Source organism: Methylobacterium sp. 092160098-2 (assembly GCF_028920805.1).
Classification (GTDB): Bacteria; Pseudomonadota; Alphaproteobacteria; order Rhizobiales; family Beijerinckiaceae; genus Methylobacterium; species Methylobacterium fujisawaense.
Window position 1 is genome coordinate 935,124 of record NZ_JAQPZJ010000002.1, and the last position, 16,316, is coordinate 951,439.

General features: G+C 68.8%; 13 protein-coding genes. 5 read left to right on the forward strand and 8 right to left on the reverse strand.

Features of this window, described 5'->3' with window-relative positions; all coding sequences use genetic code 11:
- Positions 1–78 precede the first annotated feature (78 nt).
- The gene (locus tag PQI07_RS30035; protein ID WP_274928558.1) at positions 79–459 is read right to left on the reverse strand and encodes a hypothetical protein; all 381 of its coding nucleotides are present in this window, start codon (positions 457–459) and stop codon (positions 79–81) included.
- Between the two features lie 148 nt (positions 460–607).
- On the opposite strand from PQI07_RS30035, the gene PQI07_RS30040 reads away from it, so the two are divergent.
- The 5 genes from PQI07_RS30040 (at position 608) to PQI07_RS30060 (ending at position 9,315) form a co-directional block, all read left to right on the forward strand.
- Positions 608–1,498 (forward strand): DNA/RNA non-specific endonuclease, encoded by an 891-nt coding sequence (locus tag PQI07_RS30040; RefSeq protein WP_274928559.1) that lies wholly within the window; start codon positions 608–610, stop codon positions 1,496–1,498.
- Positions 1,492–1,752, forward strand: a complete 261-nt coding sequence (locus tag PQI07_RS30045; RefSeq protein ID WP_274928560.1) for a hypothetical protein — start codon at positions 1,492–1,494, stop codon at positions 1,750–1,752. The genes PQI07_RS30040 and PQI07_RS30045 overlap by 7 nt, the downstream gene beginning before the upstream one ends.
- 196 nt (positions 1,753–1,948) lie before the next feature.
- Positions 1,949–2,692, forward strand: coding sequence for a response regulator (locus PQI07_RS30050; protein WP_274928561.1), 744 nt, complete (start codon positions 1,949–1,951; stop codon positions 2,690–2,692).
- 36 nt (positions 2,693–2,728) lie between these two features.
- Entirely contained in the window at positions 2,729–6,361 is a 3,633-nt protein-coding gene (locus PQI07_RS30055) for a PAS-domain containing protein (protein WP_274928562.1), read from the forward strand.
- 2 nt (positions 6,362–6,363) lie between these two features.
- Positions 6,364–9,315: an ATP-binding protein gene (locus PQI07_RS30060; protein WP_274928563.1), complete on the forward strand. Its 2,952-nt coding sequence runs from the start codon at positions 6,364–6,366 to the stop codon at positions 9,313–9,315.
- Between the two features lie 16 nt (positions 9,316–9,331).
- Here the strand turns inward: PQI07_RS30060 and PQI07_RS30065 are convergent, their stop codons facing one another.
- The 7 genes from PQI07_RS30065 to PQI07_RS30095 form a co-directional block, all read right to left on the reverse strand.
- Positions 9,332–10,360 (reverse strand): hypothetical protein, encoded by a 1,029-nt coding sequence (locus PQI07_RS30065; RefSeq protein WP_274928564.1) that lies wholly within the window; start codon positions 10,358–10,360, stop codon positions 9,332–9,334.
- Positions 10,361–11,931: 1,571 nt separating this feature from the next.
- Positions 11,932–12,531 carry an SMC-Scp complex subunit ScpB gene (gene scpB / locus PQI07_RS30070; RefSeq protein ID WP_274928565.1) on the reverse strand — a complete coding sequence of 200 codons (600 nt, stop codon included), beginning with the start codon at positions 12,529–12,531 and terminating at the stop codon, positions 11,932–11,934.
- Complete coding sequence (locus PQI07_RS30075; protein ID WP_274928566.1) at positions 12,528–13,334, reverse strand: segregation and condensation protein A; 807 nt, start codon at positions 13,332–13,334, stop codon at positions 12,528–12,530. The genes scpB and PQI07_RS30075 overlap by 4 nt, the downstream gene beginning before the upstream one ends.
- A gap of 9 nt (positions 13,335–13,343) precedes the next feature.
- Positions 13,344–13,583, reverse strand: coding sequence for a hypothetical protein (locus PQI07_RS30080; RefSeq protein ID WP_274928567.1), 240 nt, complete (start codon positions 13,581–13,583; stop codon positions 13,344–13,346).
- A gap of 218 nt (positions 13,584–13,801) precedes the next feature.
- A complete protein-coding gene (locus PQI07_RS30085) occupies positions 13,802–14,809 on the reverse strand; it encodes a hypothetical protein (protein ID WP_274928568.1) in 1,008 nt (335 codons plus the stop codon).
- Positions 14,806–15,765, reverse strand: coding sequence for a hypothetical protein (locus tag PQI07_RS30090; protein WP_274928569.1), 960 nt, complete (start codon positions 15,763–15,765; stop codon positions 14,806–14,808). The genes PQI07_RS30085 and PQI07_RS30090 overlap by 4 nt, the downstream gene beginning before the upstream one ends.
- Positions 15,762–16,268, reverse strand: a complete 507-nt coding sequence (locus PQI07_RS30095; protein ID WP_274928570.1) for a thermonuclease family protein — start codon at positions 16,266–16,268, stop codon at positions 15,762–15,764. Before PQI07_RS30095 ends, PQI07_RS30090 begins: the two co-directional genes overlap by 4 nt.
- Positions 16,269–16,316 lie beyond the last annotated feature (48 nt).

Consider the following 16,316-nt stretch of genomic DNA (forward strand, 5'->3'; position numbering starts at 1 on the left):
CCGGCCATGCACGGCACATTAGGAAACCGACGCCTACCGCGCAAACGTCATTCCTTCGGCGAGGTCCGTTCGAAGGAACTATCTTCGGGACGGAGGAAGGACCTGGACCCTGAAGGGAATGGAGCTCGCGGAACGCCCCCTGGCGTCCGTCACCCTCACGACGATCCCGTCGAACTGACCGAACTCGGTCGGATCGGCGTGCAGGATCGCGCGGGCGCGCCCGGGACCGACCTCCTGGATCTCGGCGACCGTCAGCCAGGACGGCGCGTTCTGGAACTCGATCTGGACGCCCTCCCCGCCGCCGATGTCGATGGCCGTCTCGCCGTGACCGCCGACCTGCAGATTGGACCCGAAGCTGGGCACGCCCCGCATGAAGTAGAGGGCACCGTCCGCGAGGGCCGGGGCGGAGCCGCCGAGGACGAGGGCGAACGCGATCGTGAGGAGCGGTCTGCGCGGCATTTCGGGCTCCGGAAGGAATGGGCAACGATAGATCGGGGTAGTTGCCGTGGCAAGGAATCGGCCCCCGGGTTGCGTTCCTTCACCTTCGCGGCCTTCGTTTGACCTTTTCGGGCGCGCCGTCGACCTTCGGTTTCAGAAGGGAACGCCCATGCTCACGAAGCGCCTCCACCTCCCGCAGGCCGCCCTCGCGGCGTTCATGGCCTGCACGATACCCGCCGCCGCCTCGCAGACGTCCTGTCCCGACAAGTTCGCGGGCGGCCTCGCGCCGGACCTTCTGAATCCGAAGCTGTCCCCCAGGACGGCTCCGCTCTGCTTCTCCGCCTTCGCGGTGCTGCACTCCGGTCTCGTCAGAAGCGCGCTCTGGTCGGCCGAGCACCTGACCCGGGACGGCCTCCGGCGGGCGAAGGAGACCAGCCGCGTGAACCAGTTCCACGCGGAGCCGCAGCTTCCCGCCGCCGACCGGTCGGAGCTGTCGGACTACGAGCGGTCCGGCTACGATCGGGGCCACTTGGCTCCGAGCGGAGACATGCCGGACCCGATCGCCCAGGGCGAAAGCTTCAGTCTCTCGAACATGGTCCCGCAGGACAGGGACAACAACCGAGGGCTGTGGGAAGGCATCGAGTCGGCGACCCGCACCCTCGCGACACGCTCTGGAGAGCTTTTCGTGGTCACGGGCCCGATCTTCCACGGGTCCGACGTCAAGGCGCTCAAGGGTCGAGTACTGGTGCCGACCCATCTGTTCAAGGCGATCTACGATCCGCGTTCGGGCCAGGCCGGCGCTTATCTGGTCGGCAACGTTCCGGGCATGCGCTGGAAGGCGATCTCGATCGCCGAGCTCGCCGGGCTGAGCGGCGTCGATCCGTTCCCCGCCCTCCCCGCGTCCGTCAAGGCCGTCGTCCCCTCCCTGCCCGAGCCCACGCCGCACGGCTTCAACCGCGGGGGCGCGGAAGCCTCCGCCGCAGGCCCCGCCGGCGGCACGGTCGGATATATCGAGAAGAACGCTTTGTGGCTCGCGAAGAAGGTGCTGCGCGCATGGTGACCGATGCCGAATTCGTCCCGTTCGCCGACGATGCCGCGGCGCTGGAGATCGATGGACTGAAGTTCGAGAACGGTACGGACGCCGTGGCCCTATACGGCTCCGTCTCCTTCACGCGCGATGCCGTAGGGCGCAACCGACTTGCGAGAGTGCTCGCGGTCCTCGACCGCCTTCGCGCCGTCATGGACGAAGGCGCCCTTCCGGATGCGGTCGGCGGGGACGAGGCTCAGCCCACGGTCGCCAATCCCTTCGACTGATCCGCGCGCGGCGGTCTCCATCCTTCCGGTCGTCCTAAGGCGACCACGCGCCGCAAGCAATCGTTAAGAGCATGTCCGGAACTCCCTGCGGGTGTGTCGCGCGCGGGGTTCCACGTCGTCGTGCATTCGGATAAGTGCCCGGAAGGGAATCCCGCCGTGTGGGTTTCACCACCGGCAGACACTTCCGCGGAATTCAATGCGCGCCTTCGTCATCGACGACTCGAGAGTCAACCGCATCCTGCTCTCGTCCCTCATCGAGAAGATCGAAGGGGCAACCGTGATCGGCTTCGAGAATCCGCGCGATGCTCTGGAGAAGCTGTTCTCGGATCCGCCGGACATCGTCCTCGTCGACCAGATGATGGAACGGATGAGCGGCGTCGACTTCATCAGGGAGGCCCGCGCGCGGCCTTCGATCGACGCGATCCCGATCGTCATGGTTACGTCCAACGAGCGCAAGGAGATCAAGGAGGCGGCCCTGGAGGCGGGCGCGACCGACTTCATCGCCAAGCCGTTCGACACCAGCGAGATCACGGCCCGCGTCCGCAACCTCATGACGCTGCGCCGCGCCAGCGATCCGCGCAGCGGCATGCGCGATCTGGCCGATCTGCTGGCCGAGACGTTCGCCCAGCACGAGCGCCACAGCAACCAGCCGTCGATGCGGACCCCGTCGGACCGTCGCGTCGCGGCCTACGCGGCCATCATGCTCGCCGATCTCGGCGTCCCCGACCTCGCGCGCCGCATCTTCCAGGTCGCCTCGACCTTCGACGCGCTCGTGACCGGCACCACCGGCCGGCCGGCCATCACGATCGGCGCCGCACGCGACCAGCTGATGGCCGATGCGGGCGGACGCCTCGACAAGGCCGTAGTCGAGGCGTTCCTCAAGAACTGGGAGGTCGTCGAACAGCACTACGACGCCTCCGCGTCGCAGCGGGACATCTGAGGTTGGCGTAGGGTCATGGGTCTGAACCGTCGGCCGATGTCGCGACGTCCCTACGCCCTGCTCTCCTACGGCCGCGGCATCGTCATGTTCGCGGCGTCGATGATCTTCCTGATCTGGGCGGGCGCCTACTGGGTCTCCGAACGGGAGATCGCCAACGACACCGAGAACGCGTTCAGCCAAGCCTCGAACCTGAGCCGGCTCTACGCGGACACGATCTCGCGGTCCCTGCGCACCACCGACCAGTTCATCAAACGGGTCAGGCGTTCCCTCGACGAGCCGGGGTTCGATCTGTACGCCTGGGCCCGGAACAGCGACTTCAATCCGGCCTCGGGCGACGTCGTCCAGATCTCGGTGGCCGATGCCTCTGGCCGGATGCTCGCCTCCACGCTGACGCCGGGACCGTTCGACATCGACATCAGCGACCGCCCCGACTTCCGGGAGCAGAAGGCATCCACGGGCGACACGCTGGTCGTCAGCGATCCCGAGTACGGGGTCATCTCGAACCGCACCATCGTCAAGGTCACGCGGCCGATCCGGAAGCCCGACGGCGAGTTCGCGGGCGTCGTGATCGCCTCCGTCGCGCCCGACGCGCTGACGAAGGTCTTCCGGCAGGTCGACCTCGGTCCGAACGGCGCCGCGATGGTCACCGGAGCGGGGGACCGCATCCTGGCCCGCTCCCCGTCGGACGGGATCGGAGAGGTCGCCGGATCGAAGTCGGTCAACGGCGAGCCGGGGCCGTGCTACACCCGCAAGAGCCGCATCGACGCGAACGTCCGGCATACCTGCTTCAGCGACGTCGCGGGCGCACCGCTCGTCGTCGGCGTCGGGGTCGGTACGGCGGACATCCTGGCGCAGTCCGAGATCACCCGGCGGAACTACGGGATCGCCGCCAGCCTGCTGAGCGCCGCCATCATGGCCGCGGCCTTCCTGCTGATCCGCGAGGATCGCAACAAGCTGCTCGCGGCGGCGGCGATCGAGCACGGCAACATCGAACTCGAAGCGAAGTCGGAGATGCTGACCGCGACCCTGGAGGGCGTCGGACAGGGCGTCGCCCTCTACGACGTCGACGGGAAGCTGGTGCATGCCAACAAGCTCGCGGCGGGCTGGCTGGGCTTCCCCAGTCCCGAGGACGCGGTCGGACACACGTTCGAGGACAGCCTCCGCAGACAGATCGCCGACGGCGAGTTCGAGAGCTCCTTGTCCCCCGACGAACTCTACGAGACGCTCATCAGGCGATGCGGCCGCGACATCCGCGGCCAGTCCGTCTGCATCATGCGTCTCGCGAACGGCACCTGCCTGCAGGTGAAGACGATCGCCGCGCCCAAGGGCCGGATCGTGCGCGTCTACAGCGACGTGACCGAGAGCCTGAGGGCCGAGGCGGCGCTCGAAGAGAAGACGCTCTTCCTGGAGACGGTCCTGGAGAGCACCGGCGAGGGGATCCTCGTCTTCGACAGGGATCAGCGCCTGCGCCTCGTCAACAAGCGCGCCGCCGCGCTCGCGAGGCTGCCGCCCGAGGCGATCGTAGGCCTCAAGATCGGCGATTTCGTCGCGATGACGCTGGAGGATTCCGGCGGCGACACCTCCCGGTCCCGGGTCGACGCGATCCTCGAGCGCTTCGTCGGAGGTCCGGACATCACGGTGGGAGTCCGCCGTCACGAACTGGCCGCCGACCTCGTGCTGGAGATCCGGACGAACTCGCTCGGCGAGGACGGCTGGGTGATGATCACCTCCGACGTGACGGCAGCCCACCACAACGCGGAGGCCCTCCGGGAGAGCGAGGCCGTCCTGAAGGAGAAGTCGACCGCCCTGGAGATCACGCTCGACAACATCGACCAGGGCATCCTCACCATCGATCCGGCCGGCAAGGTCGCGGTCCGTAACCGGCGGCTTCCCGCCCTGATGGGCGTCCCTCCGGAACTGCTCGCCCACGGCGCACCGATCGCGGACGCCTGCCAGTACCGTGTCGACAGCGGCTGCACGATCGACGGTGCCGACCTCGATCTCCGCGGCGGCCTGCTCCGGGACTGGCCGGCGCCGGCCACGCAGATCGTCCGCCAATGCCGCCTTCCCGACGGCCGGCACATCGAGGAGGTCCTGAGGCCGCTGGTCGGCGGCGGCATCGTCATGACCGCCCGGGACGTCACGCGGCAGCGGGCGGCGGAGGCGGCTCTCGAAGCGGCGAAGGAGGCCGCCGAGGCGGGCAACCGTGCGAAGACCACCTTCGTGGCGACCATGAGCCACGAGATCCGGACGCCCCTGAACGGCGTCATCGGCATGTCCGAGGTCCTGTCCGGCACAAGCCTGGACGACCGTCAGCGCGAGTGCCTCGCCACGATCCGCGAGTGCGGCGACGCCCTGCTCTCGATCGTTTCGGACGTCCTCGACTTCTCCAAGCTCGAGGCCGGCCGGACCGATTTCGTCATCCGTCCGTTCGACGTGTCGGCCGGGCTCCGCAGCGTCGTCGACATCGTCGCCGGGACGGCCATGCGGAACATGCTCTCGATCGACCATCGGATCGGAAGCGACGTTCCCGCGCGCGTGCTCACCGACGGATCCCGGGTCCGGCAGGTCCTGCTCAATCTCCTGGGGAACGCCGTGAAGTTCACGGGATCGGGCGGCGAGGTCCTCGTCGATCTCGCGACGGTCGACACCGCCGGAGGCCCCAGGCTCCGCTACGGGATCCGGGATACGGGGCGGCCGATCCCGGCCGGGAAGGTGCCGCTGCTCTTCCGCGAGTTCTCCCAGCTGGACAACGGACTCCTGGCCGGCCAGGGCGGAACCGGTCTGGGGCTCGCGATCTCGAAGCGGATCGTCGAAGGTCTGGGAGGCACGATAGGCTATTCCTCCGAGGGTGGCGGCAACCTGTTCTGGTTCGAGATCCCCTGCTCGGCCACGAACGAGGAGGCCGACCCCGCGGAGCGGTCCGGCGACCCCGGGATCGTCCCCCTCCGGGTCCTTCTGGCGGAGGACAACAAGATCAATCTCGACGTGGCGATCGCCTTCCTCAAGTCCGCCGGCCACTCCGTGATGGTCGCGCAGGACGGCAGGGCGGCCCTCGAGATGGCCCGGACCTCGCACCCGGACGTCGTCCTGATGGACGTGCAACTCCCGGTCATGGACGGTCCGGAGGTCGCCAGGGCCGTCCGCAAGCTCGTCGGGCGGCCCGGCCGGGTCCCGATCGTGGCCATCACGGCCGACGCGTCCGAGACCTGCCGCACGCTGTGCTTCGACGCCGGGATGGACGCCTTCCTGATCAAGCCCTTCAATGCCGACGGCCTGCTGCGGACCGTCTCCTCCGTCGCGTGGCGTCGTCGGGACGCCGTCGAGACGCCGAACGTCGACGAGGCGCGCATCGACGCCCTGATCCGGAGCATCGGCGTCGAGACCACCCTGCGTCTCGCGGACGAGTGCGAGATCGAGGCCCGCTCGTGCTGCGCCCGCTTCGCTGCGGGCATCGCTCCGGAGGGCGCCGCCCGCGAGCTCCACAACCTCAAGGGATCGGCGAAGGCGCTCGGCCTGACCGGCGTGGTCGCGATGCTGGAGAAGATGGAGGCGGACGCGGCCGAAGGGGCGGCCCTCGACATGGCTCCTCTCGCGGATGCGATGCAGGGTTCGCTGGCGAAGCTGCGGACGCTCTGCCCCGGCCTGCCCCGCGACAAGGTGGCCTGACCATGCCGTGGTCGAACCCCCGGTCCGGGGAACAGGACGGACTCCGCACGTCTTCGGACGGCGGCAGACCTCAAGCGCAATCCGGCACGGCCCGGGCGGAATTCGAGAACATCCGCTCCAGGCGGGTCCCGACACGGGAGCTGTTCGCGGTCTTCACGCTGCTGCTCATCGGCTTCATCTGGACGTGGGTGGGCTACGTGACCACCCGGGACTACTCCCGGAGCATCGAAACCGCGCAGAAGGCGGCCGACAACCTATCGCTCGCCCTCGCATCCCAGGTGGCGATGCGCATGGAACTGGTCGAGCACGTCCTCGCCGAAGTCGCCTCCCGATACGAGGACGATCCCGCCTTCGACATCCGTCGGTGGAAGGCGGAGAACGCCCGCCGCCTGCAGGCGATCGGCGAGATCTTCATTCTGGATGCCGACGGCCGGGCCATCCGGTCCAGCGGCGTGGACGGCGCGCGGGCGCCGACCTTGGGAGAGCAGCGTCTCCTCGGGACGCTCAGGAACGGGTCCGGGGCGCCGATCGTCGTCGGCCGTCGCGGCATCGACATCCCGACCGGCAGGCCGGCGGTCAGCATGGCGGTGGGTCTGAAGGACGGATCCGGATCCTTCTCCGGGATCGTCGGCGCCGTCGTCGACGCGGACTCGCTGCTGGGCTCGGGCAGCGGAATCGACGTCGGACCGAGCGGGGTGATGTCGATCTCCTCCGACGGCAATCTCACCGCGAGAAAGCCCGCCGCCCTGGGGCACGTCCGCGAGGAATGGACGTCGACGAGCCAAGCCAAGGCGGGAGCCGACAACTGCCGGCTCGGCAAGAGCAATCTCGACGGCGTCGACCGCATCATGTGCGAACACGGCGTCGGCGACACGCCCATGACGGCACACGTCGGGCTGGCGACCCACGAGGTCACGGCCGAGTACAAGGCCAGCCGCCGCAACTACTGGATCTGGTCGAGCCTGTTCACGCTCGTGATCGCCGCCTTCGCCGGCAACTTCTTCATCCGCGAGAAGCGTATGGAGCGCGTAGCCTCGAAGCTCGCCGACAGCGAGAGCCGCCTGCGCGAGAAGTCGGGCACCCTGACGACGACGCTCAATTCGGTGGCTGAGGGCATCGCTCTGTTCGGGCCCGACGACCGGCTGAAGGTGATCAACCGGCAGGGCTACGACCTCCTGTCCTTCCCCCAGGAGGCGGCGGTGGAGAACTGGCATGTCCACGACCTGGTCGCGTGGCAGATCGCCCAGGGACACTTCGCGGACTTCCCGCCCGGCACGCCAGTGCAGGCGGTTCTGGATGCCGAGTACTCGGGGGGCGGCCTGAAGGACGCGGCTCCGATCTACAAGCGCGCCGTGGGCAACGGCTCGATCCTCGAGATCCGCACGTATCATTCGGCCGACGGCGGCACGACGCGCACCTACACCGACGTGACGGAGCGCGAGCAGACCGCCCGAGCGCTCGAGGCCGCCAAGGAGGCCGCCGAGTCCGGGAACAGGGCGAAGAGCGAATTCGTGGCGACCATGAGCCACGAGATCCGGACGCCGCTGAACGGCGTCATCGGGATGGCCAACCTGCTCTCGGACAGCGACCTCGACGACCGCCAGCGGCACTACGTCGGAACGATCCGCCGCTGCGGCGACGCCCTACTGTCGATCGTCGAGGACATCCTCGACTTCTCGAAGCTGGAGGCGGGGCGCGTCGAGCTCGAATGCATCGCCTTCGAGACGAGCGAGGTGGCGCGTTCCGTCGCCGACATCCTGGAGAACAAGGCCGCCGAGAAGGATCTCGCGATCACCTACTCCGAGCAGGCCGGCTTCCCGCGCTGGTCGAAGGGCGACCCCAACCGGCTGCGGCAGGTGCTGTGGAATCTGGTCGGCAACGCGATCAAGTTCACGGACGAGGGCTGGATCGAGATCGAGGCCAGTCTGGTCGAACGCGGCGGGGCGCAGTTCCTCCGCTACAGGATCTCCGACACCGGCATCGGCATCCCCGAAGAGGCCAGGAACAGGCTGTTCCGCCAGTTCGAGCAGACCGATCCGTCCGTGTCCCGGCGGTTCGGGGGAACGGGGCTCGGCCTCGCGATCTGCCGTCGGATCGTCGAAGCCTTCGGGGGCGAGCTGGGATTCGAGTCCGAGGTCGGACACGGCAGCACGTTCTTCTTCGAGATCCCGCACCTCGAACCGGCGGCGTCGGGAACCGAGGTGTCGGCTTCCACGACGGCGCTCGAGCCCGAGCGGCGGATCCTGGTGGTCGAGGACAACGGGATCAACCAGGAGGTCGCGTACGCCCTGCTGACGAAGCTCGGGCACGACGTGGTGCTGGCGGCCAGCGGTTCGGAGGCGCTGGACCGCATCAGGGACGGCCGCTTCGACCTCGTCCTCATGGATCTCAACATGCCGATGATGGACGGGTTCGAGACGACCCTCGCCATCCGGGAACTGCCGGGCGAGGCGGGGACCGTACCGATCATCGCGACGACTGCGGACGCCTCGCTGGAAGCGAGGGAGCGTTGCAGGGAGGTGGGCATGAGCGGCTTCCTGTCGAAGCCGTTCGACCTCGCTCGCCTCGAGGCGGCGCTCGCCGGCGACGATGCGACAGCCTCCCCGCCGCAACGGCTCTCCCAGGCACCGGTCCTGGACGATCGCAGGGTCGCGGAGCTGGTATCCCAGCTCGGGCCGCAGCTCGTCCGGCGCCTCGCGACGGAATTCGAAGCCGAGGCCGACGTTCTGCCGGACGGCGTCCGCGGCCCGGAGGGCGAGCGGACGAGAGCCGTGCACAATCTACGGGGTTCGGCGGCCAACCTGGGCCTCGTCCGGACTGTGGTCCAGTGCGACCACCTGAAGATCGTCCTCGAACGCGGCGCGGACCCGGAGGCGGCGCTCGAAGCCCTGATGGCCACCGCCAGGGAGGCGTCGCGCCTGCTCGCCTCTTCGGCGAACGCGGAAGCGGCCTGAGGATCGCGGCAGCCGGCTAGGCGGCAGCCTGACCGTCCGACGCCTCGGAAGCGGGCTGCAGATCGAGATCGAGCTTCAGCTCCAGCTGGGGCCGGTCGGCCGCCCGGGGGAGCGCGTGTTCGTAGAAGTAGCGCCGCATCTTCAGTCGCCCCTGGCCGAGGAGCTCGATGCGGAACTTCTTCAGCCCCCCCGCCCGGACCATGTCCTCGAAGGCGCTCTTCGTGTCGCGCCGGAACTGCGACCGGGTCCCGTTGCTCTCGTTGGGGCCGTACAGGTCGCGGGCCGCCAGCGAGGCGAGGATCGACTCGTCGACGTAGGCGTGGCTCGGGTTCGAGTCGATGAAGGGCCAGAAGGTCTTGGCGTAGTCGCTCCTCAGCGCGAACTGCACCTCCGCGTTCAACGACACGAGATGGCGCGTCCGGATGGCCGTCATCACGCCCCGGCCCCACCTGACCTTCACCCGGCTGTCGAGGTTGACCCCGTCCCACTCGACGGAATCGATCACGCCGGTGATCTGGCCGCGGCCGGGCGGAAGCCGGCCGTTCTCGAGGCGCCGCATGACCTCGTCGGGATCCCCCTCGTAGATGGTCATGACGACCTGACGCAGATCCTCCATCGCGTTCTTGGCCGTCATCAGATTGTTCACGTGCTCGGTCTTGCTCATGGTCCGCAGCAGGTCGCGCCAGGAGACCACGCTCTCCACGATCTCGATGTGGCTCGGCACGCCGAAGGTCGTCCCGTTCGCAGGCGCGTCCGGGTTGCGCATCTTGTAGGACGTGATCTTCTCCTTGAGGCGGAAGAGCGCGTAGATCATGTCCCTGTGCTGCGTGCCGAGCTCTCCGCCCTTCACCACCACGACCGAGTGTCCGGGAACATGGAACACGCGTTCGATGGCACGATCGATGAGACCGACGCGACGCGGCGCGAAGGCGGACGTCCGGGTCAGCTTGGCGGGAACCGCGGACGGGTTGTTGCGCCCCCGCCTGTTGCGACGGGTGCGCTCGTCGCGGGCGATCCGCTTCTTCTCGGCTTCCGACAGTTCCATGGCGCACTCCGTTCCGGATCGAGCCTGCGGATTGCGCGTCTCCGGTCAATGCGACGGGAAACGCGGTCACGCGAATTGTGGCACCGAGGCCTTTCGGAAGAGCCTTAACGCCGCCTGGAAGCGGAATGGGCGTGTGGACAACCCATCCACATGCCGGAAAAGCGGTCACGCCATCGGGAAGGCCGGTCACGCGAACAGGAGAGCCGGTCACGACAACCGGAATGGCGGTCACGCGAACGGCCGCTAAGCCGTTGGAATCACGGCGCTCGATCCGTAGACTCCTTAATCGATGTATTAGTCGACAAGAGTCGACGTCCAGTCCCCAGACTTATCAACACCCCTTCGAGTCGAAGGAAGAAGACAGAAGGGCTACCGACGAAGTCGGTGCAGTCCAGATCGTAGCGGATTATTGAGAAAACGCAGTGGCCTAGGCGGGAATCGCGGTCACGCGAATCGTCTGAGGCCATGTTCCTCGAGGTGTGGAGCGGCATCGACGAGCGGCCGAAAAGCACCTTTGAATCAACGACCGGAACGGGAATCGCGGTCACGCGAACGCCGCCACAGGCTGCGGGCGGCCGTAAGATCTCTACAAATGAGGACGTCCAGGTCAAACCGCTGATCCCATTGCGGTCCTCTCGGGAATTGCGGTCACGCGAACCGAGATCGACGTGCCCACCGCAGGCAATCCGACGGGAATCGCGGTCACGCGAAACAGGATCCGACCTCGCCTGTGGATCGGGTAATCCACCCCGGAACCGCTGCGCCGAGGCGGAGTTCGTGGACTCGCCGATCCGAATCGCGGCAGAGAGGACGCGAGGATGCCAGGAGGCCGGGAATTGCGGTCACGCGAACGCCCGCTTCCACGCTTGGCGGCAAGAAGATCAATCGGTGCAAGGTATTAGTTCGGAGAGCCGGTCACGCGCGGCTCGTTGAAGGTGCCGAGCCCTGGTTGGGATCGGGAGCCGGGAAATGCGGTCACGCCAGATGCAGACCGAGACCCCGCGCAGCGGTTGGACCGGATCGGCCGGACGGCCGGAGAAGCACTCGTCCGAACGGGAATCGCGGTCACGCGAACTGCGTATCCGCGTCGATAGTTAAGTCATGTCAATCATTTAGCAGACGGCTTCGTTCGCCGCCCATCGAGAGCCGTACGGGAATTGCGGTCACGCGAGTGAAGGGCTCGGCCCCGGCGGAGAGGGAGCCCGAGCATATTCGTCGGGGGCGCGGGCGGGAATTGCGGTCACGCGAATCCTCCGCGCGTCCCGCCGGCGTTGCGAAGGTGGCGATCCAGGCCACGGCCTCGAAGCGGGAATTGCGGTCACGCGAACGGAGCGGCCAGGGCCTCGGACCTATGCCGGATCCTCGTACGGCGACAAGGCTTCGAGCCCCTACCGACGGCGAGTGGTCCCGGCCGTGGGATCGAAGCCGGCGCCCGGGACTGGGCCCGTCGCCCGAGATGCCGGTCGACCCGGCCTCCGGCGAGTACGAACCGCGGCGCGGAGCCTCGATCACCACTCATCCATCCCGGGAATTGCGGTCACGCGAATCCGGGCCTCGCACGGGAAACGCGGTCACGCGAGATGTCCCTCCTCCTGGGGCGGGACCTCGGGATCGTCGGCAGGCGCCTCGACCTCCTCCTCGGCCTCGGGACGGATGGAAAGATCCGCCAGCTCCGGCCTGCGCGCCTCCGCCCAGGTGGGGAGCGCCGCGAGGCCTGGAAGATCGAACATCTCGAAGAACCGGGTGTCGGCGACCCAGGTCATGGCCGTCACGCGCCCTTCCCTCCTGGGCCCGGCGCGGATTAGCCGGCGGTCGGCAAGGGTGATCACGACCGCGCGGGCGTCGCGCTCGCGGATGCGCTCGATCTCGGCGAACGTGAGGGGGCCCCACAGGGCGATGGCGGCCAACGTCTCGATCGCCTGCGGCGAGAGCGGCGCCTCCTTGAACTCGACCGCGAGGCGCGAGCATTCCGGTCGGGTCCGGAAGACCCAGCCGCCGCCAGTCTCGGCCACGCCGAAGCCGCGCCCTTCGTAGACCTGCCGCAGCTCGGCGAGCACGGCGTCGACGTCCGCATCCGGCATCTGCAGCCGGAGCGTCCGCACGGTGACGGGTGCCTTGGCCACGAAGATGATCGCCTCGGCCGTGCGAAGATGGTCGGGAGTGCAGGTCATGCCGCGTCCGCCTCGTCGCCGGCACCGGGCTCGCAGGCGCGAAGCCAGAGCGGTCCGAACAGTTCGTCCTGACGGAAGTCGAGCACGCCCATCTTGGCGAGTTCCAGGGCCGCCACGAAGTGGCTGGCCGCTTCGGAGCGACGGCGCCCTTCGGCGAAGGCGGGAGGCAGGACGTCCTCGAACCTCAGCCATCCCCTGGCCCGGTCGAAGAGGCGCTCGAGCCGTTCCTTGGCCTCGTCCACCTGGCGCAGATCGTACGGTTCGAGCGCCGGGATGGCCGGCGGAGCCGCACGGCGCAGATCGGCGGCGCAGGCCGCGAACAGGGACTGCTGATCGCTCCGAGCGCCGGCGACGGCCCGCGGTCCGTCGAACTCGGTCGAGCCTCCGCGCCCGAACCAGTCGCGCCCGAGGCGCCGGCGTCCGGACAGGAACCTCGCGGTCTCGACGACGAGGTCCTGCCGCCGGAGCATGAGGGCCTTCTCCTCGAGCGAAGCCTCGGCCTTCCGGCGATCGTCGGCATTCTCGGGAGGCATGAGATGGCAGGACTTGAGGTAGACGAGCTCCGCCGCGAACGCGAGCCATTCCGCCCGCACGTCGAGCTGCAGATCCCTGGCCGCGCCGACGAAATCGACGAACTGGTCCACGACCTCCAGGACGCTCACGGCCGCGATGTCGAGCTTGCGCTTCTTGACGAGCTCGTGGAGCAGCTCGATCGGCCCGGCGTAGGAGTCGATCCGCACCTGGAAGGACGCCGGCCCCTCCCCCTGCCAGGGAGCCGCATCCTCTTCGAACGTCTCGGACACGTCGGGCTCCTAGCGCGTGACGCGGGCGTGGAGCGTCGCCGGGTGCGCCCACGAGGGCGCCATGTGCATGACGACGCCGGCGGCGGCGAGAGGCGCCGCGACGTCGCCGATCACGCCCTTCACGATCAGCATCAGCAATCCCACGGTGACCGCGGCGGTCGCGGCACCTGCCACGAGGCGTGCGCCGTCGATGCACGAGCCGACCATCCAGAACGCGTGGACGACGATGCAGAGGATTCCGATCGCCATGCCTCCGGCGTGCGAGGGCGTCGAAACGTGCAGACCGGCGAACCAGCACGCACTGCCGAGCGCCGCCCTGCACTGATCGGGAAGGGCCGCCCCGATGCGGTGGCGAAGACGGAGCGGAACGGACGCGCGGGCCATGTGGCAACCTCTTCCATTCCTTCGAGACATCGCCCGGATGGAGAGGTCCGTCAACGAAGGAGCGGAAGGGCCCGTCCCGGCCCTCAGGCTGCCTTGGCGGCCTGCGACAGGCCCGCGGCGGCGAGGCCGGCTTCCGTCACCTCGATCTTCGTCGGAAAGTGCTCGTGGTCCGAGGAGAGCCATCCGGCGCGGACGAGCCGGGCGATGTCGGAGCGCTTCAGGAGAACGCCGCCCGCCCTGGCCTGGACGTTCCGGCGGACGAAATCGATCCTCACGCCACTCTCGGCCGCGCCCGTCAGGAACTTCCTGATGTTGGGCGTGACGCGCATGGTCTCCATGAAGCGCGCGTGCCAGTAGCGCTTCGCGATGTCGGCAAAGCCGTCGTCGATCCCGACCATGCGCCGCGCCGTGACGACGGCCTCGGCGGCACCTTCGACCAGAACGGGCGCGAAGTCGTGGAGATCCCGGGCATCGAGCCTGAACCCGGCCGCTTCCGCATGGGCTGCATATTGCTCGATCAGCGCATCGTCGCCCTCCCGGCGCACGATCGAGGAGCCGCACTCGACCTCGTAGCGGTCGCCGTCGAGATGCCGGATGACGACCCGACCTTCGAAGGCGCGCGTCCAGTCCAGACCCGCCTGGTCGACCTTCACCCCCGCCTCCGCGTAGGCGTCCCGGAGCGGCTTCATGCGGATCCGGTACGCCTCGCGGTCGCGGGCATCGGCGGCGGACCGCTCCTTGTCCCTGTCGGCCCGGGCCCGGCTGTCCCAATCGTTGCCGGCATGCTCGACGAGGGCGACCGCGTCGCGGATGGTCTCGGCGGCCGCGCGGTCCTCCCAGAGGCGGGCCGTCACGACACACCGGTTGCCGATCTCCCGCCCGGGCTCCCAGGTCCAGGCGATGCCGTTGGCCTTGGCGTACGAGAGCCCCTCGACGAAGCACTGCGCGCGATCCGCGTCGCGGAAGACGTGGATCTCGACGTGGTGCTCGGGAAGGTCGCCGACGCCGGCGACCGGCTCCCCCTCGACGAAGCTGAGGCCGGTCGCGGACTGCGGATTGCGGAGCAGGTGTTCGCGGGGATCGTCGATCATTCTGCTGCCTTCGGCTGCGTGCGGACGGCGGTGCCCGAGAGGGGGCCCACCTCGTAGGAGAAGTTCCGTCGGACACCCGGACGCGACGCCTCCCGGGGCGTCCGGATCATGTCGGCGTCGATCAGCCTCCGGAGGAGGGATCCGGCGACCGGGCGGAGCCGACGCTCGGATCCCTCGGGCGGGACCAGGACGACGGAGCCGTCGAAGGACGACAGTCGCCAGCCTTCGAGCATGAGTTCGACGATCCGGCAGTGGGCCGGATCCCGACGGATGCGCTCGATCACCGTCGCGAACTCGTCGCGCGACTCCTCGTCGGCCACCAGCCGGCCGACCTCGGGGAGGATGGCCGCCCGGGCTGCGAACGCGTCGGCCGGGATCCTGACGCGCAGGACCTTGTCGACGGCGTCGAAATCCAGACCGCTCGTGGGCCAGTTGCACATGAGGGCGGTCGAGACGCGCCTGTCGCTGGCGCGGTAGGTCGTGGACGCGGTGACGTCGCCCCACTCGTTCGAGAGCGAGAACCGGCGGGAGCCGACGTCCAGCTCCACCGTGGCGCCGTCGGGCGAGATGTCGAGTGCGAGGCCTTCCGGCAGCGAGTTCCGCATCGACCACCAGACGGACGACGTCCGCTGAAGTTGGAGCCCGCCGTGATCCACCAGATCGACCGAGTCCGCGAACCGCTGCGGCGCCGGCCTGTCGGGTTCGGAGACGTCGAGCGCCACGACCCGTTCCGCGCCGCTCAGGCCGGCCGACGCGTGCAGGCCGTTGCGCGCCGCCCTCGTCACGCCCGCGGCGAACGCGGCCGCTTCCGCCGCGCCGCCGAAGACGTGCAGTTCGACCCGCCTGCCCTCCAGGACGGATGCCTCGGGGATGCCCTCCGCGAGGCTGGGCACGAGCGTGGCGCCGTCAACCCCGAAGCCGCAGATCCCGTGCACGAGGTCGGCCGATCCCATCACGGGCGGCCCCTACCGCCGGAGTGCCGCCAGACGTCCGGGCGGACGAAGTCCCCCTGCCACACCCCGTCGCGCCGCCCCCGGGCGCCGGCCTGGTCCGCGGCATAGCGGCCGCGGGAGTAGCGCGGATAGTCCACGGCCCAGCCGGCCGCGACCATCGCCGAGGAGACGTCGACCCCGCCGACGTCGCATTCGGCCACGATCCGATCGTAGGAGACGCCCCTGCCCCGGCAGGAGACGGTCCGCCCTTCCAGCATCCGGTCGAGGAAGAGGGCCGAGGCCTGACCGCAACGGTAGGTCGTCCCGTCCCCGCGCGAGCAGGTCTGATCGGACTCGGGCGCGTCGACCCCCGCCAGCCTGATCCGGACGCCGCGAACCTCGATCGTGTCCCCGTCCACCACGCTGGCGCGTCCGACGATCTCGTCTGGCGCGTCGCGCCACGCCGCTGCCGGCGAGGCCTGCAGCGGCGTCAGGACGGTCAGGGTCAGGAGAAAGGCGGCCCGCATGATCTGCTCCTTTGCGAGGGCATCGTGCGCCACTCCTTCTAAGATCGG

Excerpts from the sequence above, each read along its gene's own strand:
- PQI07_RS30065 (WP_274928564.1), bottom strand. The coding sequence starts at position 10,360 with ATGGAACTGTCGGAAGCCGAGAAGAAGCGGATCGCCCGCGACGAGCGC.
- PQI07_RS30080 (WP_274928567.1), bottom strand. The coding sequence starts at position 13,583 with ATGGCGATCGGAATCCTCTGCATCGTCGTCCACGCGTTCTGGATGGTC.
- PQI07_RS30085 (WP_274928568.1), bottom strand. The coding sequence starts at position 14,809 with ATGATCGACGATCCCCGCGAACACCTGCTCCGCAATCCGCAGTCCGCG.
- PQI07_RS30050 (WP_274928561.1), top strand. The coding sequence starts at position 1,949 with ATGCGCGCCTTCGTCATCGACGACTCGAGAGTCAACCGCATCCTGCTC.
- PQI07_RS30055 (WP_274928562.1), top strand. The coding sequence starts at position 2,729 with ATGTCGCGACGTCCCTACGCCCTGCTCTCCTACGGCCGCGGCATCGTC.
- PQI07_RS30035 (WP_274928558.1), bottom strand. The coding sequence starts at position 459 with ATGCCGCGCAGACCGCTCCTCACGATCGCGTTCGCCCTCGTCCTCGGC.
- PQI07_RS30060 (WP_274928563.1), top strand. The coding sequence starts at position 6,364 with ATGCCGTGGTCGAACCCCCGGTCCGGGGAACAGGACGGACTCCGCACG.
- PQI07_RS30045 (WP_274928560.1), top strand. The coding sequence starts at position 1,492 with ATGGTGACCGATGCCGAATTCGTCCCGTTCGCCGACGATGCCGCGGCG.
- PQI07_RS30095 (WP_274928570.1), bottom strand. The coding sequence starts at position 16,268 with ATGCGGGCCGCCTTTCTCCTGACCCTGACCGTCCTGACGCCGCTGCAG.
- PQI07_RS30040 (WP_274928559.1), top strand. The coding sequence starts at position 608 with ATGCTCACGAAGCGCCTCCACCTCCCGCAGGCCGCCCTCGCGGCGTTC.
- scpB (WP_274928565.1), bottom strand. The coding sequence starts at position 12,531 with ATGACCTGCACTCCCGACCATCTTCGCACGGCCGAGGCGATCATCTTC.